This is a genomic window from Bradyrhizobium diazoefficiens USDA 110 (assembly GCF_000011365.1).
Classification (GTDB): Bacteria; Pseudomonadota; Alphaproteobacteria; order Rhizobiales; family Xanthobacteraceae; genus Bradyrhizobium; species Bradyrhizobium diazoefficiens.
This window is the reverse complement of the sequence record NC_004463.1, coordinates 3050823-3073820: the sequence shown is the minus strand read 5'-3', so window position 1 is coordinate 3073820 and position 22998 is coordinate 3050823. Positions and strand designations below refer to the sequence as shown.

Here is a 22998-nt window from a genome sequence, read left to right as displayed (position 1 = left end):
ACAATGACATCGCATCGAGAGGCCCGGATCGCCGGTGTCAGCCTGGCGGCCATCTACGCCATCTGCCTGTTGCTGGCCGCAATCGGCATGAGCTGACCGGCAGACACCTGCGACCGCGCTGCAAAGATTCCGTCTGGTCTGCTCGCTGAATGCAAAAATCATGGCGCGGCGCACGTCCTGACCGTATGGTCTGACAAAATCATAATCCGGCGCCGTCGCGCTGGAATCGGGACGCCCGCGTTTGTCTAGGTTCACCCTTCCGGTCCGGCTCGCTCTCCTGGTCACGGGGACGATGTTGCCGCTGATCGTCTTCGCGGTTGGCATTGCCGTCTACAATTACAAGCAGGACCGCAGCGACGCGACGCGCCGCGTGTTGGAGAACGTGCGCAGCATGCGCCTGGTGATGGATTCCGAGGTGCAGCGGATGACCGGCGGCTTGCAAGTGCTCGCACTGACGAACTCGCTGCGCAACGACGACTTCCCGAACTTTCGCCGCATCGCGCTCGGCTTCCTCGACCAGTATGGCAAGGGCGGCCTGGTGCTGATCTCCGACCGCAAGGGCCGGCTGCTGTTCTCCTCGGCGACGGAGGACACCGCGAGCCTGCCGCCGCGCGGCAATCTGGAGATCGTCGAGAAGGTGTTTGCGACCAGGGCGCCGCAATATTCCGACCTGTTCACCGGCGCGCTCAACGGGCGGCAGGTTCTGACCGTCGAAGTGCCGGTGTTTCGCAACGGCGAGGTGATCTACGACCTCTGCTTCAGCCCGCCGATCAACATCTTTCAGGATCTGGTGGAGAAGCAGCGCCCGGACCGGCAATGGACGGTAAGCCTGCTCGATGCCAAGGGCACCGTGTTCGCGCGCGCGCCGAACCCCAGCGAGACATTCGGCAAACGCGCGTCGCCGTCGCTCTACGCCGAGATGTTCCGCAGCGACGAGGCGGCACTTCCGACCGTGTCGCTCGACGGCGTCGCGCTCGCCGCCGCCTACACCCGTTCGGGGCTGACCGGCTGGACCGTGGCTGCCGGCGTCGCCGAGAGTTCACTGATCGCCCCGCTCTGGCGCAACATCGCCATCACCAGCCTGATCGGCGGCATCCTGCTGCTCACCGGCCTCACCTTTGCTGTCCGCATGGCGACGACGATCGCACGCGGCGAGATGCTGCACGATCTGCTGATCGAGGAGCTCAACCACCGCGTCAAGAACACGCTGGCCCTGATGCAGGCGATCGCGGTGCAGACCTTCCGCAGCGCGAGCCGCGAGGAGCGGGCCAAGTTCGAGGGCCGCCTCGGCGCGCTCGCCGAGGCGCACAATCTGCTCAGCCAGGAGAAATGGGCCGGCTCGGAACTGAAGGAGGTGATCACGCGCGCGCTCCAGCCGTTCCTGCTCAATGCGCCCGAGCGCATCCGGATGGACGGCCCCGCGGTGCCGCTGTCGCCGCGACTTGCCGTGGTGCTGTCGATGATCGTGCACGAGATCGCCACCAACGCCGCGAAATATGGCGCGCTGTCCAACGAGACCGGCCGGGTGACGCTGGACTGGGAAGTCATCGCCGACACACCGAAGCCGCGGCTGCGGCTGATCTGGAGCGAGATCGGCGGACCGCCGGTGACGGCACCGGTGCGGCGCGGCTTCGGCTCGCGCCTGATCGAGCGCAGCGCCCGCGACCAGCTCGGCGGCGAGGCAACCGTCGATTTCCTGCCGCGCGGCGTCGTCTGCACGGTGACCTGCGCGCTGGACGAGGCGCGGTGAATCAACGGGATGGTCATCCCCAATGCCGGATTTGCAGGTTAGAGCGATAGCCATGTGAAGGCCTCGCACCTTTTGTCATAAAACGTCTTTCACAAAATCTCCGTTCAAGACCCAGGCAACTCAGCGCCGCCCGTCGTGCATTTTCGAAAACGCGCGCCTGCCCGGAGCAGGATCGGACAAAGCATGGCCGCTTCAGGAAAGACGCTGGGAGTTTGCGCCGCCTAGAACGTGCGCCGACCCGTACAAATACGGGCACCTGATCCGAAGCTCGATGCGATCAGGAGGAGCCACGCAATGATCGAGAGCAGCACACTCATGCGCAATCCCTCGCACAACGGCGTGCCGTCCGCACCCGGCGCACAGCCGGACGATGGCTCGACCTCCGAACGGCGGGCCGCCGACGCAGAGATGGCGCGGGTGCTCAGGACCGAACCGGCTCGCATGGCATTGGATTCCTCCGGCGCCGGCATCGCCCACTGGAAACATGATCCATTGCACGACGTCGTCGAGCCCATGAGCCACCATGTGATCATGGCGTACAACGGCATGATGCAGCGCATGGAGCGGCGGTCGGGAAAATCGGTTGCGATCGGCACGTTTCGTCCTGGAGTGGTGATCATCATTCCAGAAGGATCGAGCTCCCGATGGGATATTCCGAAGCCTGTCGATGTGGTCCAGCTCTATCTTCCGAATGCAACACTGAAGCGCGTTGCCGACGAAGCCGGGACCGCAAAACCGGCCGACCTGCTGGAGCGGACTGCGCATCCCGATCCCATCACGTCCAGACTGCTCTTGAGTGCAGCGGATGCGCTGGGGGGCAACGGAGCCCTGGATACGTTGTTCCGTCATCAACTGACGGATCTTCTGGCCACCCGCCTGCTGGTTGCCCACACCGGTTCGCCGACCAATTTTCAACAGACCATGGGCGGGCTGTCGCCGAAGGTCCTTCTCCGTGCGATCGAACGGTTGCGCTCGGACAGCGATGCGGACATCTCGCTCGATGCGCTGGCGTCCGATGCCGGCCTCTCGCGCTTTCACTTCTGCCGTGCCTTCAAGGAGAGCACCGGGCTCTCGCCGCATGCCTGGCTGCGCCAGCACAGGCTCGAGCAGGCCATGAACATGCTGCGGGAGAGCGACGAATCGGTCGTCTCGGTTGCCGCAGCGCTTGGCTATTCCTCGCAGACCGCCTTCGCCGCGGCCTTCAAGAAGCTGACGGGTGAAACGCCGAGCGATTGGCGCAGGCGCATGCGTTAGCAGCAATCTCTCGACAGGGACGGCAATCGCTCTGGGGCAGTCGGATATCTGGTTCGCTAAACATCTTGGCATCGCACGACGCGGACGGAGACCAACGATGGACTGGAAACACCTTGCAATCGCACCGCGACGGAAAGCCATCACGTCGGCGCTGCTGTATGGGCTCTCGCTGACCGTACGCTTCACCCAGCCGACAGCCGAAGAAGCGACCTTACAAGCGACGCAAAACGCCAATCCCGCGACGTCAATCCTGATCAATCAGGGTTGGCCCAGAAAACCGATGGTGCCGGCAGCTCTGCGCGGCTGGACATCGGGCCCGAGAAGCTGCCCGGCGGCATGTGATGGCCCTGCGCTGCTGTCCTCACTGCCGAACTGCGCCGCGCCGTAAGGGTCCGGCGGTCTCCGTTTCACCTCGTCGCGTCATCGTCGATCGCACAGGCTCTGCCCACACAAGGCGGCGGCGATGACGCGCGCACGTCCCGAACGAACCAAACCCAGGAGTCAACCACATGCGACTGCTCATCATTGGCGCCGGCTTCGCCGGCATGTACGCCGCCCTCTCCTCGGCCCGCCTGCGCGACATCCAGGGCGTTTCGCCTGACGATCTCGAAATCGCCCTGATCGCACCGGAGCCGACGCTGGTGGTCCGCCCGCGGCTCTACGAGCCGAAGCCGGAAACCCTGACGGCACCGCTGCTCGATGTCCTCAGGGCGATCGACGTCGACTACATCCAGGGCAGCGCCGAGACGATCGACACCAAGGCGCGGATGGTGCAGATCGCCACTCCCAGGGGCACGCGCACGACACTGTCCTACGACCGCCTCGTGATCGCCACCGGCAGCCGGTTGTTCCGCCCCAACATTCCCGGCCTTGCCGAGCACGGCTTCAGCGTCGACTCGCTCGATGACGCGATCGCACTCGACAAGCATCTGCACGGTCTGGCCGACCGGCCGGCCGTGAACGGACGCGACACGGTCGTCGTTGCCGGCGGCGGCTTCACCGGCATCGAGGCGGCAACCGAGCTGCCCGCGCGCCTGCGCAACATCTTCGGCAAGGACTCCAGGACGCGCGTCATCATCGTCGAGCGCAACAGCGCGATCGCGCCCGACATGGGCGAAAACCCCCGCCCGCTCATCGAGGATGCGTTGCGAAAGCTCGGCGTCGAGATGCGGCTCGGGGCCGGCGTCGTCTCGCTGGACAAATCCGGCGTGACGCTATCGACCGGCGAACATATCGAAACCGAGACGGTGGTCTGGGCGGCCGGCATCCGCGCCGCGCCATTGACCGCGCAGATTCCCGCCGAGCACGACAATTTCGGCCGCCTGCTGGTGGACCGAGATCTGCGCGTGCCTGTCGTCGCCGGCGTCTTCGCCACCGGCGATGCTGCGCGCGCAGCATGCGACGACGAGGGCAATTACGCACTGATGTCGTGCCAGCACGCCACGCGCATGGGAGCCTTTGCCGGTAACAACGCCGCCGCCGAGCTGCTGGGCGTTCCGACCAGGCCGTATCACCAGAAGGCCTACGTCACCTGCCTCGATCTCGGCGAAGCCGGCGCGGTGTTCACGCGCGGCTGGGAACGCAAGGTCGAGCTGGTCGGCGACGTCGCCAAGAAGACCAAGCAGGAGATCAACACCGTCTGGATCTATCCGCCGAAGGCCGAGCGCGCCGCGGCGCTCGCGTCGGCCGATCCGGAGCGCGTGACCAGTCTCTGACCACACGAGGCGATGACGGCCGCGCTCTCCTGGCTACGCGGTCCGCTCAACCAAGACCAGCCAGAACCAGGACCAACCACTTTCCCATGAAACAGGAGACAGACATGAATCTGCACAACACCTCGTACCCCGTGTCATCCGGACCTGAAGAGCTCGTTCCGTCGCGCTACGCGCTGAAGGTCGGCGAGATCGACGTGCTGGTGGTCAGCGACGGCGTGCTGCCGCTGCCAACCACGATGTTGGCGCACAACGCCGCCCCGGCCGAACGTGCGGCCTGGCTGCACGACATGTTCCTGCCGCAGGATGCCTTCGACTGGGCGCTGAATGCGGTCATGGTGCGCAGCGGCGGCAAGACCATCCTGATCGACGCTGGACTGGGGTCCGACCCAAACTTGCACCTGCCGCGGGCCGGACAGTTGATCAAGCGACTGGAGGCTGCCGGCATCGATCTGTCGTCCGTGACCGATCTGGTGCTGACCCATCTGCACATGGACCACATCGGCGGGCTGCTCGTCGACGGGGTGAAAAAGCGATTGCGCAAGGACCTTCGGATCCACGTGGCCGCCGCCGAGGTCAAATTCTGGGAGTCGCCCGATTTCTCGCAGACCGCCATGCCGCAGGGATTCCCGGACGCGCTTCGCGCGACCGCCAAGCGGTTCGTGAGCGAGTACGGCAGTCAGTTGCGGCAGTTCGATGAGACCCACGAGATTGCGCCCGGCGTCATCGCCCGTCGCACCGGCGGTCACACCCCCGGACACAGCGTGGTGCGCGTAGCGTCCGGCGGCGATGCGCTGACATTCGCCGGCGACGCCGTGTTTGCGGTCGGGTTCGAACAGCCCGACTGGCACAACGGCTTCGAGCACGATCCCGAGGAGGCCGCGCGCGTTCGTGTCCGTCTCTTGCGAGAGCTTGCCGAGACCGGCGAGATGCTGGTGGCCACTCACCTGCCGTTCCCGTCCATCGGCCGGGTGGCGATCGACGGCGACGCCTTCCGTTTTGTGCCGGCCTTCTGGGACTACTGACCGCCTGTTGAGTTAGGCCGAACGGGGCGCGTGCTCATGACGTTCGTGAGTACGCGCCCTGAATTCAATCAGCCCGGTATGGCCCCCGTCCACCGACCCGGATATAGCGAGAAGTACCGATGAACTATGTGCTTGGAGCATCGCAAGGATGACCTGTGCAAGTCCCGAACTCATTATCTTCGATTCGGACGGTGTCCTGGTCGATAGTGAGATCATTGCCCTGACCGTGCTGGTCCGGACAGCATCTGAGGAAGGCGTGTCGATCAGCATGGAAGACGCGATACGTTCGTTCCGAGGGGTGAAGATGACGGATTGCGTGCGCGAAATCGAGCGCCGGTTAGGCCGCAGTGTCCGAGACACTTTCGTCGCCGACGTTCGGCAAGCAACCGCGCTGGCTTTTGATGCCGAACTGAGGCCTGTCGAGGGAATCCATGCAGCGTTGGCTGCAATCACTGCTCCGGTTTGCGTGGCGTCTAACGGACCCATGTCGAAACTCACGCATGCACTCGGATTGACGAGCCTGCTGGGGCACTTCGAAGGACGCATATTCAGTGCGTACGAGGTTGGTTCGTGGAAGCCGGACCCCGGCCTGTTTCTGCATGCTGCGCAGACGTTGGGCGCTCACCCCTCACGTTGCGTCGTTGTTGAGGACTCGTTATCCGGGATTTGCGCAGCAAAGGCCGCAGGAATGAGGGTCCTCGGCTTTACCGGAGGTGATCCGGAAATTGAGCAAGAGTTAGCAGCTGTCTGCGACGACCTCTTTCATCGCATGAGCGACCTTCCGGCTTTGCTGAGCATGGAATGATTGCAGCACTCCCATTCGACACGCCCTACCCGAACGTCTGCAACGCCGGAAACGTCTCCAGCAGCCAGATGCTCACATTCGAGACCGCGCCGGTGAGAAAGCCGATGCCGGTGATCACCATCAACACGCCCATGGCGCGCTCGACATTGACGAGATGGCCCTTCATGCGCGCGAACAGCGCGGAGAACTGCTCGATCATCAGCGCGGCGATCAGGAAGGGAATGCCGAGGCCCGCGGAATAGACCGCGAGGAGCCCTGCGCCCTTGGTCACCGTGGCTTCGGCCGCGGCGATCGAGAGGATCGCGGCGAGGATCGGGCCGATGCAGGGCGTCCAGCCGAAGGCGAAGGCGAGGCCCATGATGTAGGCGCCCCACAGGCCGACGGGTTTCGGGATCGGCAGCCGGCCCTCGCGCATCAACAGGCCGATGCGCGTCAGGCCGAGGAAGTGCAGACCCATCACGATGATGACGACGCCGGCGAGGATCGACAGCTCCGCCGACCAGGCCCGGATCAGCCCGCCGACCAGCGAGGCGCTGGCGCCGAGCGCCACAAACACGGTGGAGAAGCCGAGCACGAACAGAAGCGCCGACATCATGATCGCGCGCTTGGAGGCCGATGACGGCTCGTCGCTCTCGACATGCTCGATCGTCGCGCCCGTGAGATAGATCAGGTAGGGCGGGACCAGCGGCAGGACGCATGGGGAGAGGAAGCTGACGAGGCCGGCAATCAGCGCCGCCGGGATCGAAACATTTTGCATGATGCAGTCGGAGCCATCTCAGGCGCCGGCGCGGCGCGCGGGGAATGCGCGCGGCCCGGAGCACCGGCTCTGGTGTAGCCGATGCCGGAAAATGCGCAACAGAGGCGCACAAAACCAGGGCTCCTCCCGATGCCGTCCGCAATCACAGATGCGGCATCGGGACGCGCACAAACCTCGCCAAAAAGCGAGATCCGGCGGCGCGGCTACTTCACCACGCGGAGCAGCGGACGCCGGGGCTGGTCCTGCGTCTGCTTGGAGGGGGGTGGCGGTTCGCTTGCAGCGCTCCGCAGCATTTCGTCGCACAATGCCTTGAGATCGGCACTGTCAATTCCTTTGAGTTTCATCCGCACGTCCAGGATGACAATGGACAGCAGCTCGGCCGACTCACGGCTATTGATCTCGTTGAGAACCCTGCGGCACTCCTCGAGCGTTTCCAGCACCGACTGCAACTGTTCGTCTGAATGCGACACCGGCGTTCTTTCCGTTAATTCGGCCTGCGAGACGTGTTGGTGACGACCCCTCTGGCCCCCATGGAGAGCCAACGATAGCACGAGGCCGCTGCGCCTCTGAACATGATTTCAGTGTGTTTCTGCGTTGAAACTGCGGTTCCGGCGAACATCGCCCCGCTGCTTAATTGGCCATCAGCGAAACGACGAAGGGTAGAACGCACGATGCGCTGTGATCGATCCGTCCTGGAAGGCGGGAACGCCTCTCTCGCAAGCAGATCCATTGCGGACAGCGCCGACAATCCCGCAGCCATTTCACGGCTCGCAACGGAACTCACGCGACACCCCTCATTCGGGCGAAAGTTTGCCCGATTCCCAGCCCTTGGCCGCACTCAGATACCACCTTCGAGGTAGTAAGGATGGCGTTCAAAACTCGCCATTCCCCAACCCGTCGTGGTTGTGGTTTGCGCCAGATTCTGCCAGTTTAACAACCCGAAGGGACTTGTATGCACTCCTTGGCGGAAAGGGGCGTTCCACTAGAGGAACGCCAAAAAGCAAATCTCAGCGGCCTCTCGGATTGGGATGCCGCCCGGATTTTCCTGGAAGTCGTCCGATCCGGAAGTTTCCGCTCGGCGGCCGAACGTCTGTCGCTGTCGATCAACGCCGTCCGCCGACGCATCGACGATTTCGAGCGTCAGACCGGCACTACCCTTTTCACCCGCGACGTGCACGGCACCCACCTGACTGACGAGGGCACGATGGTGGTCTCCGCCGTCGAACGAATGGAGGCGGCTGCGTTCGACGTGCTGCGCACCAGCGATTCGACGGCCAATGTCCTGTCCGGCGAGGTCCGCGTCGCGGTGACCGAGGGCCTTGGGACGTTCTGGCTCGCCCCGCGCCTGGTCGAATTCCAGCAGGCCTATCCGAAGATTCTGGTCGACCTGCATTGCGCGATGCGATCCGCAGACGTCTCCCGCCACGAGGCTGACGTCGCCATCCACCTGTCGCGTCCTTCCGCGCTCGACGTCAAGCTGGTGCGGCTCGGCCGCATGCATCTGATGTTCTGGGCCTCCGAGAAATACATCGAGAAACATGGCGCTCCGCGCTCGGCAATGGAATTGATCAAGCACCGCTTGGTGCTGCAATTCGCCGACCAGCTCGCCGCCAAGGAAACTTTCGAGAGCTTCTTCCCGGGCGTTCCTGAACGTGACCTTCTGGTCATGAAGACCAACGTCTCAAGCGCCAACTACTGGGCTGTCGCGAATGGCGCCGGAATCGGCGTATTCCCGAGCTACGCCGTCGCGCTTGGCGGGAAGTTGATTCCACTGGAGGTCGAGCTGAACCGACCGCTGGATATCTGGTTGTCCTACCATCCCGGTAGCGGCCGAATTCCGCGGGTACGGCACATGATTGACTGGCTGATCGAGGCTTTCAATCCGGCTCGCTTCCCGTGGTTTAAGGAAGAGTTCGTGCACCCGCATGAATTCAAGGACTCGTATATGGGCGAACCCCTGACCCAGCTCTTCGGGGGATTTTCAACCGAAGAACGGTGAGAACGAACATGAAAACAGCGGCGAAGAGAATGAAGCAACGCAGTGCCGGCAAGCCCGACATCGAGCTTGGCAAACGGATCCGTCTGCGGCGCGTCGAGATGAAGATCTCGCAGGCCGAGCTCGGCGAGAAGCTCGGCGTCAGCTTCCAGCAGGTTCAGAAATACGAGAAGGGCGTCAATCGCGTCGGCGCGGCTCGGCTTCAGCAGATCGCCACCGCCCTCGACGTGCCCGTGACCTTCTTCTACGACGGCGACAACAAGGCGCGCGAAGTCGAGAGCCTGCTGTTCCTCGATTCGGCCTTCAGCCTCCGCCTGCTGCGCGCTTACAGCAAGATCAAGGACCAGACGGTGCAGCGTCAGCTCGTCTCGCTGATGGAATCGATCGCGGCGAACGAAGCCTGATCCATCTCGGCGGTCTGGCCTTCAAGGCCGACGTTCAATCCACCGCGTCACGGGGGCGCGGCCGGATTGAACGAGACCTGCTGGATCGGATTTGGCCTGCGCGCCGTCCGCGCGCGGCATTCGGGGCGGCCTGACCGCCCTTTTTTTTGGTCTTTTTCTTGATCTTTTTCTTCATCTTTTCCCTGCCCCCGCCCGCGGTTTTCGCGAACCCATCTCCACCCTGCCGCGACCCAATCGAGAGACTCCGCACTGGACGCGCGGAGTTTTCGACTGCCGTGCTTAATGGGACCTCAATATTGATGCCCTAGCTTCCCGCCGATCTTACCAATCGGCGCCCGCGGCGCGGCGACCGGGAAATTGCCAATGCGAGCGCTCGTCCGGGCCTCGTCCTCAGGGGAAGAACAAGACAGATGTCGAAGCGCCATGCCGTGATGATTGCCATGGGCCTCTTCGCCAGCGCTTCCGCGCTCGCGCAGACCGAGACCACGGGCCAGGCCGGCTCCAGCCCGGCGGCGTCGGGCGGCACCGTGCCGGCCGCCGCCAATCCGGCCCACGCGGCCGCGCCGAAAACCGCCGCGTCGACCTCGGCCTCGACGCCGGAAAGCCGCTCGGCCGCAGCGCTCGCGATGACGCACGAGCCGACCTATGACGAGGGCTCAGCCCAGCGCATCAAGGACGCGGCGCTCAGCTATTCCGATCTCGCGGTGCGCGGCGGCTGGCCGACGATCCCGGCAGACGCCAAATTCGCGCTCGGCGTCCAGGGCGCCAATGACGACCTGCTGCGCAAGCGGCTGATCGTCTCCGGCGACCTTTCCGCCGACAAGGCAAGCGGCGCCTTCGACCAGGATCTCGCGGACGCGGTGAAGCGTTTCCAGGCTCGCCACGGGCTGGCGCCGACCGGCATGGTGACGCCGCGCACGCTCGCGGCGATGAACGTTTCCGTGCAGAAGCGCATCCGGCAGCTGGAGGCTTCGCTCCAGCGGCTCGAGAACATGAATTTCGGCTTCGGCCAGCGCTATGTCGTGGTCAACATCCCCGCGGCCTTTGCCGAAGCGGTCGAGAACGACGTCGTGGTGCGGCGCTATCGCGTCATCGTCGGCAAGACCGAAAAGCCCTCGCCGACACTGACGGCCCAGATCACCAGCGTCGTTCTCAATCCGACCTGGACGGTGCCGTCATCGATCGCCAAGACCGAAATCTCCGCGCATATGCGCAAGGACCCGACCTACCTGTCGCGTATGCACATGGAGGTGCTCGACGCCCACGACAATCCGATCGATCCGCATTCGGTCGACTGGTCCGGCACGCATACGCCGAACTTCACTGTGCGCCAGCAGAACGGCACCTTCAACGCGCTTGGCGCGGTGAAGATCGACATGCCGAACGCCTACTCGGTTTACATGCACGACACCAACCAGCGCAATCTGTTCAGCGACGACTACCGTTTCGATTCCCACGGCTGCTCGCGCGTCGACAACGTGCGCGATCTCGCCGCCTGGCTGCTCAAGGACCAGCCGAAGTGGAGCCGCGCCGCGATCGACGCTGAAATCGCGACCGGCCAGCACCTCGACGTCGCCATGGCGAAGAAGGTCCCGGTGGCCTGGACCTATCTCACGGCGTGGATGACCAAGGACCAGACCGTCCAGTTCCGCAACGACGTCTATAACCAGGACGAGCAGTTGCTGGAGGCGACCGCGGAAGAGGCGGCCTTCTTCAGCAATGCCGGCAGCCATCCGCTGACCGCGCACATGACGCGCTAGGATCGGCGCAGTAGCCGCGCCATGCAATCGCGGCACAGGCGGATGCAGAGCCCCTCGCCTCGCCGCGGTTGACCCGGACCTCGGCCCGGCAGCACATTGCGCCCGGCCTACGACAAGCGAGCGCGCGATGCCCGACATTTCCAATGAAACTTCCTACGCCGACGGCAAGATCCTCAAGCACGCCACTGATGGCGTCGGCGTGATCACCTTCAACAATCCCGACAAGCGCAATGCGATGTCGCTGGAGATGTGGGAGGGATTTGGCGAGGCACTGACGGCCTTGCGCGACGACGACGCGGTGCGCGTCGTGATCCTGCGCGGCGCCGGCGGCAAGGCGTTCGTATCCGGCGCCGACATCAGCCAGTTCGAGAAGACGCGCCACAACGCGGCGGCGTCCGAGGATTACGCCAGACGCAGCGCCGCCCAGCGCGCGCTGCTCGCCGACTATCCCAAGCCGACGATCGCCTGCATCCAGGGCTTTTGTCTCGGCGGCGGCATGCAGGTCGCGATGCTTGCCGACATCCGCATCGCTGCGCTTGGCAGCCAGTTCGGCATTCCCGCGGCAAGGCTCGGCATCGCCTATGGCTACGACGGATTGCGGCACCTGGTGTCGCTGGTCGGCCCGTCCTGGGCGCGGCTGCTGATGTACACGGGCATGCGGATCGATTCCGCGGAAGCGCTGCGCATTGGCCTCGTCGAGCGCGTGGTCCCGGACGATCAGCTCTGGGGCGAGACCATGGCGATCGCCGCGACGATCTCGCAGAACGCCCCGCTCGCGATCAAGGCCGCCAAGATCACCATCGCACAGGTGCTGAAGGACGAAAGCGGTCGCGACATGGAGGCGATCAAGGCGATCGGCCATGCCTGCATGGACTCCGCCGATTTTCGCGAGGGCCGGCAGGCCTTCATGGAGAAGCGCAAGCCGCAATTTTCGGGGCGGTGAAGCTGAACCGGCATTCAGGAAGATTAAATTCCTCTGCCTCCTGCACCGCGATAGCAACCAACTGATCCGTCGCAAGTTCTTCCGCCACCAACGAGGGAGATTGCGATGAAACTCAAGTTTGCTGTGCTTGGTCTGGCCGCGCTCGGCAGCGCTGCGCTGACGTCAGGGCAAGCGCTCGCGGCGATGCCGAACGGGATTCCGCAGGCCGATCGCGTCGCAAGCGGTCCGGCCGCCAACGTCGATCAGGTCCGAATGGTCTGTAATCAGTGGGGCCGCTGCTGGTGGCGTCCGAACTATTATGGCGCCTATGGCTATTACGGTGGCCCGCGCCGGTACTATGGCGGCCCGCGCCCATGGGGCTGGGGTCACCGCCACTGGCACCGCTGGTGAACGACGAAGGGGCCGCGAGGCCCCTTTCTCTTGGCATCTGACTACAGCGCCCCCAGCACCGCCTTCGTGATGTCGGCCGTGCCGTTGCTGCCGCCGAACTCCATCGGCTTGATGCCGCCGGCATAGACCTGGTCCACCGCACGTTCGATCGTCTCGCCGGCTTCTGCCGCGCTCTCGACGCCGTGCTTGTCCGCGATCCAGTCCAGCATCATCGCGGCCGACAGGATCATGCCGGTCGGATTGGCCTTGCCCTGCCCCATGATATCGGGCGCGGTGCCGTGGCAAGGCTGGAACACGGCGTATTTGTCGCCGATGTCGGCCGACGGCGCCATGCCGAGACCGCCGATCAGGCTCGCGGTGATGTCGGAGACGATGTCGCCGAACATGTTCTCCATCACCATCACGTCGAAATCCCAGGGACGCTTCACCAGCATCGCCGAGCAGGCATCGACATAGAGCCGGTCGGTCCTCACCTCCGGATGCTTCTTGGCAATCTCGTCGAAGATGCCGCGGAAGAAGGCAAAGGCCTTGAACACGTTCGCCTTGTCGACGCAGGTCAGCATCCCCGGCTTGCCGCGCGCCTTGCGGCGTGCGGCGAGGCGAAACGAGAACTCGAACAGGCGCTCGGAGGTCCGGCGCGTGATCACCATGGTCTCGCGCGCATCCTCATGGGTGACGACGCCCTTGCCCATCGAGGCGAACAGGCCCTCGGTGGATTCGCGGATCACGACGAGGTCGATACCGCGCGTGTCGGCGCCGACGATCGGGCTCGGCACGCCCGGAATGAGCCGCGCCGGCCGCACGCCGGCATAGAGATCGAAGATGAAGCGCAGCTCGATCTGCGGCGCGATCTCGGTGTTGTCGGGGTAGCGCACCGACGGCAGGCCGCAGGCCCCGAGCAGGATCGCATCCGCCTCCTCGCACAGCTTGATCGTTCTCTCGGGCATCGACTTGCCGGTGGCGAGATAATTGTTGGCACCGGCCGGCGCCTCGGTGAAGCGGAAGCGCAAATCCGATTTCTGTTCGATCTTGCGCAGCACCTCGATCGCCGGGGCCATGACTTCAGGGCCGATGCCGTCACCGGCGAGCACGGCAATGTGGAAGGCGTTGTTTGCGGACATGGGGGTTCCTGCATTTTCGGGCGTCATTCCGGGGCGGTCCGCAGGACCGAACCCGGAATCTCGAGATTCCGGGTTCGATGCTTTGCATCGCCCCGGAATGACGTAAAGAGAAACTACGGCGTCAGCACCGTGCGTCCGACCACGGCGCCCTGCTGCAACTGCACCAGCGCGTCGTTGGCCTTGGCGAGCGGCTGACGCGTCACCGGGATCGGCGGCACGTTCTTCGTTCGCACGAGGTCGAGCAGTTCCTGCGTCTCGCGCAGATTGCCGACATAGCTGCCCTGGATGGTCACCGCCTTGATCGGAATCAGCGGCAGCGCCCAGGTCGCGCCACCGCCGAACAGGCCGACGATGACGAGCTTGCCGCCCTTGGTCAGGCAGTCGAAGCCGAGCTGCGTCGTCGCGGCATTGCCGACGAGGTCGATGACGGCGCGGATCGGCCCGCCCGCTTTCTTGGCAAGCTGCTCCAGCGCGTCCGGCGCCTTGGGATCGACGGTCGCAAGCGCGCCGGCCTTCTCCGCCGCCTCGCGCTTCCTGGCGTCGATGTCGACCATGATCGCGCCCTTGCCGCCCATCGCTTTCAACAGCGACAGCGCCATCAGGCCGAGGCCGCCGGCGCCGAACATCACGATCGGCGTGTCGAAATGCTGCTCGACCTTCTTCAGCGCACTGTAGGTGGTGACGCCCGAGCAGGCATAGGGCGCGGTGGTCGCGGGATCGAGCCCTTTGAGGTTCAGCAGATAGCGCGGATGCGGCACCAACATGTGATCGGAATAGCCGCCGTCGCAATAGACGCCGAGCGAGCGCGGCGTCAGGCACATGTTCTCGTCGCCGCCAAGGCAGGTCGCGCACTTGCCGCAGCCGATCCAGGGATAGACCAGGCCGACATCGCCGAGCCTGAGATCACCCTGGTCGGTCGGCTTCACGTCAGGACCGAAAGCCACGATTTCACCGACCGTCTCGTGGCCCATGGTCAGCGGCAGATTGATGCCGCGGTCCTTCAGCGACAGCGGCTTGCGGCCATGGCCGAGATCGTAACCGCCTTCCCAGATATGGAGGTCGCTGTGGCAGACGCCGGCGGCCTTCACCTTGATCAGCACCTGCGTGCCCGACGGCTGCGGCGTGGGCTCGTCGAACTCCTGCAGCGGCGCCTTGAAATCGGCGACCTTGAAACTCTTCATCGGCGTCCTCCCGCATGCTTCTTGTTGTCGCGCCACCATGCCACGGCCGGCGAGGCGAGACAAACGCGCACCTGTCTAGTTTACGCCGGCCGACGGTGGCAAGCCGGCCGCGCGCAAGGCCGCATTGCTCGCCGCACCGAGCCTTCCGTCACCCTTGCGCGGCCGTTTTGCCTCACGGAATTGACGCGTCATCGGCGAGGCCAATCTCGTCGCGCAACGCACCCGTGTGCTCGCCGAGCGCGGCCATCGCCCTGGCCGGCGTCGTATCGGCGCCGGACATCCGGAACGGCAGGTTGAGAACCTGGAACGAGCCGCCCCCATCCTCCACCGACGAGAGCGCCTGCCGGTGCGCGAGCTGCGGATCGGCCAGCGCCTCGGAGACGGTGCGATAGGCCGAGGCCGGCACGCCGGCCGCACCGAGTGCGACGAGGCATGCCTCGGTCGAGAGCTGCCGCGACCAGGCCTCGACGCCGTCCATCAAGTCGGCCCAGTTCTCGCGGCGCGCAGCGTAGGCGGAGAAGCGCGGATCGGAAATCCAGTCGGGGCGTCCGATCACGCCCATCAAACACTGAAACGTCTTTTCGCTCGCGACCGTGATCATGACATAGCCATTGGCCGTCTCGGTCGGCCCGAACATCGGGCGCGGTGGCGGCTTCACCGCGAACTGCGAGCTCTGCAACTCGATCAGAGTCAGCGTCAGCATCGACTCCAGCATGGAGACGTCGATGTGCTGGCCAAGCCCGGTCACCGTGCGCTGATAGAGCGCCGACGCAATCGCCCCAAAACCGTAGGTGCCGGTGACGACGTCGGCATGGTAGATGCCGCAATAGTCGGGGCGGTTACGGCCGGGCTGGTAGGCGAGATGCGCCATGTCATAGCCGGAGGCCGCGTGGATCACCGGCGCATAGGCCGGCAGCTCGGCCGAGGGGCCGCTCTGGCCGTAGCCCGAGATCGAGCAATAAATCAGCCTTGGATTGACCGGGCGCATTCTGTCGTAGTCGAGCCGCAGCCGGTGCATCACGCCGGGCCGGAAGTTCTCGACCAGGATGTCGGCGGTCGCGGCCAGCCGGAGGATCGCCTCCCTGCCGTCCTCGGACTTGAGGTCGAGCACGACGCTCTTCTTGCCGACATTGAGCTGGCCGAATACGGTGCTGCACCCCTTGCGCAGCGGCGGCCGGGTCCGCATTGTCTCGCCGCCGTCGGTCTCGATCTTGATGACCTCGGCGCCCATATCGGCGAGCATCCGCGTGCAATGGGGACCGGCGATGGTGGTCGAAAAATCCAGCACCCTGAGTCCGGCGAAGGCCTTTGTCGTCGTGCTCTCATGCTTATCTGCTAGCTGCATGCGTGCCGCGTCTCCCGGCGTATCCTAGGAACAATGAATGTTCTCTGTTGTTGGTGCGCCGACCCTAGAGGGCGGCGGCTGAGTAGGAAAGTCTTTACCGAGCGGAGGCGTTTCGCAGGCGTGCTTGGGAATTGCGGGGCAACTGGACCCGTTCTTGCATAGCAGCAAACCGGATCGGCAAGGGGCAACTGTACTTGAGGGTCTTGTTCGTTACGACAGAAATGGACGACTTCGTCCGCGTCGGCGGACTTGGAGCCGTTTCCGCTGCCCTGCCCAGAGCCCTTCGCCCCTTCGCCGATATCCGGATCATGTTGCCCGGCTATCGCGACATCATCGAGCAACTCACGCATATTCAGATCGTTGGCCGCTGCCCGTCGTTTGCGGATCTGCCGGCCTGCTCGCTCGGCCGGGCCGCGACCAAGGACGGCCTGCCGGTCTATGTGCTGTTATGCTCGCAACTCTACGACCGGCCCGGCAATCCCTATGGCGACGAGTCCGGACGCGACTGGCCGGACAACGACATCCGCTTCGCACGCTTTGCCTCGGCAGCCGCTGAGCTGGCCATGGGCAAGCTGGACAAGAATTGGGCAGCAGACCTGATCCATGCCAACGACTGGCAGGCCTCGCTCGTGCCCGCCTATCTCGCCTGGCGCGGCGCCAAGCTGCCGTCGATCCTGACCATTCACAACCTCGCCTATCAGGGCCTCTTCCCGAAGGACTCGCTGCGGCGGATCGGCGCACCGGAAAGCGCCTTCCACATCGACGGCCTCGAATTCTACGACCAGGTCTCCTTCCTCAAGGCTGGCCTCGTCTACGCCTCGCATCTCACCACCGTCAGCGGCACCTATGCGCGCGAGATCACCACGGCCGAGTTCGGCTGCGGCCTGGAGGGTCTGCTCCGGCTGCGCTCGGACGCCGCCGAGCTCACCGGCATCCTCAACGGCATCGACGAGAGCTGGGACCCGCGCTCCTGCGCCCAGCTCGCCCAGCAATTCGGCGCCGGCGACTGGGTCGGCAAGAAGGCCAATGCGGACTACGTGCGCAAGCAGTTCGGGCTGGCGGTGTCGCGCGGCCCGATGTTCGGCATCGTCGCGCGGCTCGTGCACCAGAAGGGCATCGATCTCGTGCTGTCCGCGGCCGACGAGATCATCGATGCCGGCGGCCAGATCGTGGTCACCGGCTCCGGCGAGCCGGCGCTCGAGCAGGCGCTGATCGACGCACATCGCCGCCGCCCCGATGCGATCGGCGTTGCGATCGGCTTCAACGACGCCCAGGCGCGGCGCATCTTCGCCGGCAGCGACTTCACCCTGATGCCGTCGCGCTTCGAGCCGTGCGGCCTCAGCCAGATGTACGCCCAGCGCTTCGGCTCGCTGCCGATCGGGCACCAGACCGGCGGCTTGGCCGAGACCATCACCGACGGCGAGACCGGCTTCCTGTTCTCGAGACCCTCGCACGAATCCTTCCTCGGCGGCGTCCGCCGGGCCTTCGAAGCCTTCATGGCGCAGGACCAGCTCGACTCCATGCGCCGCAGCGCCATGGGACGGTCGTTCTCCTGGAGCATCTCGGCCGACAGCTATAGCGCGCTGTACCGGAAGCTGGCAGCGGTGTGAGGCGCGACGGCGCTTCCACATACTCCGTCATTGCGAGCGCCTATCTCCCCCCCCGTCCCCCCCGCGCAACGGCGGAGCCGTTGTCGCTGGAGGTCCTCGCCTCTTCGGCGAGCCTCGAAGGGCGACGGCCCGGCTGCAGTGGGGCCGTGCATCCTTCGAGGCTCCCGGCGCGATGCTCTCGCATCGCGCCACTCGCACCTCAGGATGACGGTGCAAAAGCTGAGGCCTTCACCCCTTGCCGCGCACGTCCATCTGCGGCCGTCCGATCCAGGCGCGGTTGAGGCAACGGGTTATCCAGTCCGGCTGCAACTCTCCTCGCAGCCGCGCCTGCGCTTCCTGGTAGGGACCGACATAGCGCAGCCTGTCCGGCAATTTCGGATAGACGCGCCTGATCCATTTCATCGCGTTGTCGGCGGATCTGATATCGCGCTCGTCCAGTTCGAACCCGAAGCCTGCACGCAATCGCTCCGGGAGCAGGCTTGCCGTCAGCGCGCGATACCAGCGCGGTGGCCGCAACCAAGGACGGGCGCCGGTGAAGATTTGTGTCGCGATCTTGCGCGCGGCCGGGCTGACGGTCAAAGTCTCCGACTGCGCCATCGCTGCGGTGTAAGCGGCAAAGCCGGACCAGTCCGCCGGCAAATCATCCCCGGTCAATCCGAACAAGGCGCCGAACAGCCGGCCCTCGGTCCAGTAGCGCTCGCGCTCCTCCACGGAGAGCTGCGGCAGAACCAGATCATGCGCCATCAGCCCCGTCTCGACCAGCGTCGCATGAACCCAGCGCAAAGACGGGATGTCGTTGGCGCAGTAGCGCGAGCCGGCAGCGAATGGGCCCACCGTCCCGGGCATCTCTCCGACGATCATGCTGTGACGCCGGTGCAGTTGCCGCGACGACAGCAAGGCACGGTCGAGCGAGCCGAACACCATGGCGAAGACGATGTCGAAGGTGCGGTGAAAGCGGCCGATCGGATCGGCCAACGTCCGGGAGTGCTCGGCGATGGCGGCAGCGACCCAGGGGTGAGCCAATTGCAGCAGCAGCGCGCGGCCGGCGCCGAGAAAGATGACGGCTTCCCGGTCGATCCGCCAGGTGACCGAGGACGGGCCGAACACGCCGGGGACCGGCCCCGCCGCGTCAGCGCGGACCTGATCGAGCGCCGCCTCCAGATCTTTCTCAACGACCAATTGCGAGCCTCGCGACGAAGACGCCGCGATAATAGCCCAGACAGCGCGCTCGTGAAATCGTCACGGCCCAATACAAATGACGGACAAGGCGCCTACTCCGCCGCAATCGGCATCTCGTCCATATGCTCGTGCAGCACCACGCCGGCGAGCGGATCGAATTCACCGATCCACGGCCTTCGTGCGAGCACGGACCTCGTATGGGCGTAGCCCGCATGCCAGCGCCGCGTAATGCCTGACGGGCTGAAGTCGATGTCCTTGGTATGGGTCTCGCGGTCGAGCTGCGGCGCCAGCAGCCGCACGACGTGCATGCGGGTCGAACAGCCGTAGCTCATCAGCTCCCTCACCGCGGGATCGCTGCGCTCGTTCTCGGGCAGACGCGCGGCGAGCTGGTTGATGACGTGCCGCAGGCGATGGGCCTGCTGCTGGCGGGCGATCTGGCTCGCGATCCGGCTGGAATACATCACATCCTTGTGCCGGTTCAGCACCTCCGCCATCGTGGTTGGCTCGGCGCCGACCGGATTCCACAGATGCACGGAGAAGATCAGCGAATCCCTGCGCGGATTGTCGTCGAACACCGCTTCCGTCGGCGTGTTCGAGAGGATGCCCCCGTCCCAATAGAGTTCGCCGTCGATGCGCACCGCCGGGAAGGCCGGCGGCAATGCGCCCGAGGCCATGACATGCTTCACCGTCAGTTCGCCGTCGCGGCTGTCGAAATAGCGCATTTCGCTGGTGCCGACATGGGCCGCACCGACCGTCAGGCGCGGCGCGCAGCGATTGGCGAGGTCGAAATCGACCAGCTCGCTCAGCGTCTTCTCCAGCGGCGCGGTCGAATAGAAACCGGCGTGATCGGCGCCGAGCGGATAGGACTCCCCGGCATGCGCCAGCGGGTTGGGCCGGAAGAAGCCGGGAATGCCGTGGGTCACGGTCGACCAATAGGCGAGCTTCTCGTTGAAGTCGGGAAACGCGGTGCGCCAGTTCCAGACCGGATTCTGCTCCATCCGCTTCCAGAATTCCTTCAGGCGCGCCAGCCGATGCTCCGGCGCATTGCCCGCGATGAGGCTCGCATTGATGGCGCCGATCGAGGTGCCGATGATCCAGTCCGGCTCGATGCCGGCCTCGTGCAGCGCCTGGTAGACGCCGGCCTGGTAGGAGCCAAGCGCGCCGCCGCCCTGCAGCACGAGAACGACCTGACCCGGCAGGTCCATGCTCTTTCGTTGCCCGTTGTCCTGCATGCCGTTCATGTCTTGCTCCTGTCGAGCCTATGGTTATCATTCGTCAGGCGTAAGGCTATTGTTACGTCTTGCCATTTTCCGCGATTGCCGGGTCTTTTGGAAATGCCGCTTGGCTTCCGAAACCATACCCACGCGCTATGGCGGCCAGGATATCATTCCCTGTCCCGATCGGTTAGATTTCCGGCCGATCCTGCCGGGAGCCGATCCATGGAAATGCACCAGGTCCGCTATTTCCTCGCGGTGGCGCAGCTTTTGAATTTCACGCGCGCCGCCGAGGAGTGCAACGTCACGCAGCCCTCGCTGACGCGCGCGATCAAGCAGCTCGAGGCCGAGCTGGGCGGCGACCTGTTTCGCCGCGAACGGCCGGCGGCGCAACTGACCGAGCTGGGCCAGCGCATGCATCCGCTGCTGAAGCAGTGCTATGACGCCGCCGCCGGTGCGCGCTCGCTCGCCTCCTCGTTCAAAAGTGGTGAGGTCGGCGCGCTCCGCGTTGCGCTGACGCATTCGGTCGACCTGGCGCTGCTCATCCCGCACCTCAACGAGATCAGGCGGCAGTTCAACCGGCTCGAATTCCGCTTCCTGCGCGGGACGAGCCGCGAGGTCGCAGAATTCCTGAAGAAGGGCGAGGCCGAGCTCGGCATCGCCGCCGAGATCGACGAGGCCTGGGAACGGCTCGACGTCTGGCCGCTGTTCACCGAGGCGTTCGATCTCATCGTCAGCAGGGAGCACCGGCTTGCCGAGCACGACACGATCGAGCCGGACGACCTGCGCGCGGAACAATTCCTCGGCCGCAGCTATTGCGAGCATTCCAAGCGCATCGCAGCGAGCCTGCGCGAGCACGGCATCGATGTCGATCACGGCCACGAGATTTCGAGCGAACGCGACCTGGTCGAACTGGTGGAGGCCGATATCGGCATCGCCATGATGCCCCACACCTCGCCCGTGCCGGAGAGCCTGAAACGCGCTGCGGTTGCCGGCCTCGATGCCCGCCGCACCGTCAGCCTCTATGGCGTCGCCGGCCGCCAGCGCACGGCGGTGGCCAACGCCGTGATGCGCATGCTGCGCGGTGCGGACTGGCGGTCGATTGCGGGGTAGCCGCGAGAACGATCGCTGCTCTTCTTCCTTCTCCCCTTGTGGGAGAAGGTGGCGCGAAGCGCCGGATGAGGGGTATGTCTCCTTAAACTCAGCTCAGCGTTGGAGGAGAGAGACCCCTCGCCCGTCTCGCCGCTATGCGGCGAGCCACCCTCTCCCACAAGGGGAGCTGGGAAGAAAACGCGAGCCTCAGTTCTCCCGGCTCGCGCTCTCCAACGCCTCGATCAGATCGTCGATCTCCATGCGCTTGCGGAAATCCGGATCGACGAAGCGCGCTTTGACGATACCGTCGCGGCCGACCACGAACACCGCCGGGATCGGCAGCATCCAGCCGTCATTGCCGTGGAATTTCGCCATATCCTGATAGGACAACAGGCGCTGGATCTCGACGCCGAGCCAGATCGCGAGATTGAGCGACAGCGCGTAACCGTTGTCGAGATCGGTCAGGATCGGAAATGGCGCACTGGAATCGGCCTTGATCTGCCGCGTGTATTCCTGCGTCTCCGGCATGATCGCAACGATCTGCGCGCCCATTGCCTTGATGCGGTCCTGCGCCTGCACCACGGCGCGCACATTGAGCCGGCAATAGGGGCACCAGTGGCCGCGGAAGAACATCACCGCGACGGGGCCTTGCGCCAGCAGCGCGGGCAACGTCACGAGACGCCCCGTCTCGTCCGGCAGCATGAATAGCGGCATCGGATCGCCCGGACGCGGCGCGTTCTCCCCGCCGCCGTTCCCGTTCAATCGCGCCACCAGGCGATCGACCGCCTCGCCATAGGCCGGAAACACCTGGCGGCTTGCGTCGGCATACGCGAGGAGCTGCTCGTTCAGGGTTCCCTCCATCTCGCGGCAGCGCTGGAAGGCAAGCTTGAGCTGCTCGGCGTCAGCTGGTGAGAGAGAGGTCATCTTCCGCTCCGGCGTTCGAAGGGCGAATATTAGGTTCCTGGTTCGGCCGCCCGCAAGGGGCGGCCGTTACGCGAGGGCCGGTTCAGTTCACGTAGAAATTGCCGGTGGGGTCGAGCCGGCCGGACGCGGAGTACAGCGTGCCGTTGTCCATGAAGAAGACGGTGTTGTCGGGCACCTTCTTGGCGTGCTTCATCATCACGTCGTGGTTCTTCTCGGCCGGGGCCATGGCCATCGCCAACATCTTGCCGGGCCCGCCATAGACATAGGCCATGCCCGCCTTCAAATCCCAGGCGGCTTCCGAGAAGGCCGAGGTGGCGATCACCGCGAAGGCGGCGGTAAAAATCAGAGTCTTGGACACTTTCGTCATGAGATGCTCCTCCGGATTGACGTGAACGCCCGCCAATCGGGCGCCCCGCCATCGGACGCCGGATACTCCGGAAGCGGAAATGCCGATGCCCAATCGGTTCGATAGCCGCCGCGCATCAACATAGCGCAGGGCTATCACATCGAAAGCAAGTCGGTATTTCAACATCGAC

Annotated in this window: 22 protein-coding genes; 13 read left to right on the top strand and 9 right to left on the bottom strand. The window is 64.8% G+C overall.

Annotated features, from left to right (window positions below; translation table 11 throughout):
- The first annotated feature begins 292 nt into the window (after window positions 1–292).
- The 6 genes from BJA_RS13860 (at window position 293) to BJA_RS13835 (ending at window position 6546) form a co-directional block, all read left to right on the top strand.
- Window positions 293–1750 (top strand): sensor histidine kinase, encoded by a 1458-nt coding sequence (locus tag BJA_RS13860; RefSeq protein ID WP_011085579.1) that lies wholly within the window; start codon window positions 293–295, stop codon window positions 1748–1750.
- Window positions 1751–2044: 294 nt separating this feature from the next.
- On the top strand, window positions 2045–3004 hold the full coding sequence (locus BJA_RS13855; protein ID WP_370165409.1) for a helix-turn-helix domain-containing protein: 960 nt from the start codon (window positions 2045–2047) through the stop codon (window positions 3002–3004).
- A 97-nt stretch (window positions 3005–3101) separates the two neighbouring features.
- Complete coding sequence (locus BJA_RS13850; RefSeq protein WP_162494074.1) at window positions 3102–3392, top strand: hypothetical protein; 291 nt, start codon at window positions 3102–3104, stop codon at window positions 3390–3392.
- Window positions 3393–3513: 121 nt separating this feature from the next.
- Window positions 3514–4719: an NAD(P)/FAD-dependent oxidoreductase gene (locus BJA_RS13845; protein ID WP_011085576.1), complete on the top strand. Its 1206-nt coding sequence runs from the start codon at window positions 3514–3516 to the stop codon at window positions 4717–4719.
- 104 nt (window positions 4720–4823) lie between these two features.
- Window positions 4824–5741, top strand: coding sequence for an MBL fold metallo-hydrolase (locus tag BJA_RS13840; protein ID WP_028174779.1), 918 nt, complete (start codon window positions 4824–4826; stop codon window positions 5739–5741).
- A gap of 148 nt (window positions 5742–5889) precedes the next feature.
- Window positions 5890–6546, top strand: a complete 657-nt coding sequence (locus BJA_RS13835) for an HAD family hydrolase (RefSeq protein ID WP_011085574.1) — start codon at window positions 5890–5892, stop codon at window positions 6544–6546.
- A 25-nt stretch (window positions 6547–6571) separates the two neighbouring features.
- Here the strand turns inward: BJA_RS13835 and BJA_RS13830 are convergent, their stop codons facing one another.
- Both BJA_RS13830 and BJA_RS13825 read right to left on the bottom strand, forming a co-directional pair.
- Window positions 6572–7303, bottom strand: coding sequence for a cytochrome c biogenesis CcdA family protein (locus BJA_RS13830; RefSeq protein ID WP_011085573.1), 732 nt, complete (start codon window positions 7301–7303; stop codon window positions 6572–6574).
- Between the two features lie 203 nt (window positions 7304–7506).
- Window positions 7507–7773: a hypothetical protein gene (locus tag BJA_RS13825; RefSeq protein WP_011085572.1), complete on the bottom strand. Its 267-nt coding sequence runs from the start codon at window positions 7771–7773 to the stop codon at window positions 7507–7509.
- A 482-nt stretch (window positions 7774–8255) separates the two neighbouring features.
- Here BJA_RS13825 and BJA_RS13820 point away from each other — a divergent pair, with 482 nt between their 5' ends.
- From BJA_RS13820 to BJA_RS13800, 5 genes are all read left to right on the top strand, one after another.
- On the top strand, window positions 8256–9302 hold the full coding sequence (locus BJA_RS13820; RefSeq protein WP_011085570.1) for a LysR family transcriptional regulator: 1047 nt from the start codon (window positions 8256–8258) through the stop codon (window positions 9300–9302).
- A gap of 29 nt (window positions 9303–9331) precedes the next feature.
- Entirely contained in the window at window positions 9332–9703 is a 372-nt protein-coding gene (locus BJA_RS13815) for a helix-turn-helix domain-containing protein (protein ID WP_014497036.1), read from the top strand.
- A 410-nt stretch (window positions 9704–10113) separates the two neighbouring features.
- Complete coding sequence (locus BJA_RS13810) at window positions 10114–11463, top strand: L,D-transpeptidase family protein (RefSeq protein ID WP_011085568.1); 1350 nt, start codon at window positions 10114–10116, stop codon at window positions 11461–11463.
- 127 nt (window positions 11464–11590) lie between these two features.
- On the top strand, window positions 11591–12406 hold the full coding sequence (locus BJA_RS13805; protein ID WP_011085567.1) for an enoyl-CoA hydratase: 816 nt from the start codon (window positions 11591–11593) through the stop codon (window positions 12404–12406).
- 105 nt (window positions 12407–12511) lie between these two features.
- Window positions 12512–12796 (top strand): hypothetical protein, encoded by a 285-nt coding sequence (locus BJA_RS13800; protein WP_011085566.1) that lies wholly within the window; start codon window positions 12512–12514, stop codon window positions 12794–12796.
- 41 nt (window positions 12797–12837) lie between these two features.
- Here BJA_RS13800 and BJA_RS13795 read toward each other — a convergent pair whose 3' ends face one another.
- The 3 genes from BJA_RS13795 to BJA_RS13785 all read right to left on the bottom strand — a co-directional run bounded on the left by BJA_RS13795 (window position 12838) and on the right by BJA_RS13785 (window position 16443).
- Window positions 12838–13917 carry an isocitrate/isopropylmalate dehydrogenase family protein gene (locus BJA_RS13795; protein WP_038965830.1) on the bottom strand — a complete coding sequence of 360 codons (1080 nt, stop codon included), beginning with the start codon at window positions 13915–13917 and terminating at the stop codon, window positions 12838–12840.
- Between the two features lie 113 nt (window positions 13918–14030).
- Window positions 14031–15098 (bottom strand): alcohol dehydrogenase, encoded by a 1068-nt coding sequence (locus tag BJA_RS13790; protein WP_011085564.1) that lies wholly within the window; start codon window positions 15096–15098, stop codon window positions 14031–14033.
- 172 nt (window positions 15099–15270) lie between these two features.
- Window positions 15271–16443: a CaiB/BaiF CoA transferase family protein gene (locus BJA_RS13785; RefSeq protein ID WP_011085563.1), complete on the bottom strand. Its 1173-nt coding sequence runs from the start codon at window positions 16441–16443 to the stop codon at window positions 15271–15273.
- 194 nt (window positions 16444–16637) lie between these two features.
- On the opposite strand from BJA_RS13785, the gene glgA reads away from it, so the two are divergent.
- Window positions 16638–18053: a glycogen synthase GlgA gene (glgA, locus tag BJA_RS13780; protein ID WP_038965823.1), complete on the top strand. Its 1416-nt coding sequence runs from the start codon at window positions 16638–16640 to the stop codon at window positions 18051–18053.
- Window positions 18054–18281: 228 nt separating this feature from the next.
- Here glgA and BJA_RS13775 read toward each other — a convergent pair whose 3' ends face one another.
- Window positions 18282–19232, bottom strand: coding sequence for an oxygenase MpaB family protein (locus BJA_RS13775; RefSeq protein WP_038965824.1), 951 nt, complete (start codon window positions 19230–19232; stop codon window positions 18282–18284).
- A gap of 92 nt (window positions 19233–19324) precedes the next feature.
- Entirely contained in the window at window positions 19325–20473 is a 1149-nt protein-coding gene (locus tag BJA_RS13770; protein WP_011085560.1) for a patatin-like phospholipase family protein, read from the bottom strand.
- 198 nt (window positions 20474–20671) lie between these two features.
- On the opposite strand from BJA_RS13770, the gene BJA_RS13765 reads away from it, so the two are divergent.
- A complete protein-coding gene (locus BJA_RS13765; RefSeq protein ID WP_038965825.1) occupies window positions 20672–21559 on the top strand; it encodes a LysR family transcriptional regulator in 888 nt (295 codons plus the stop codon).
- Window positions 21560–21745: 186 nt separating this feature from the next.
- Here the strand turns inward: BJA_RS13765 and BJA_RS13760 are convergent, their stop codons facing one another.
- Both BJA_RS13760 and BJA_RS13755 read right to left on the bottom strand, forming a co-directional pair.
- Window positions 21746–22462: a peroxiredoxin-like family protein gene (locus BJA_RS13760; RefSeq protein ID WP_011085558.1), complete on the bottom strand. Its 717-nt coding sequence runs from the start codon at window positions 22460–22462 to the stop codon at window positions 21746–21748.
- Between the two features lie 82 nt (window positions 22463–22544).
- A complete protein-coding gene (locus BJA_RS13755) occupies window positions 22545–22829 on the bottom strand; it encodes a hypothetical protein (RefSeq protein WP_038965831.1) in 285 nt (94 codons plus the stop codon).
- Window positions 22830–22998: the final 169 nt, after the last annotated feature.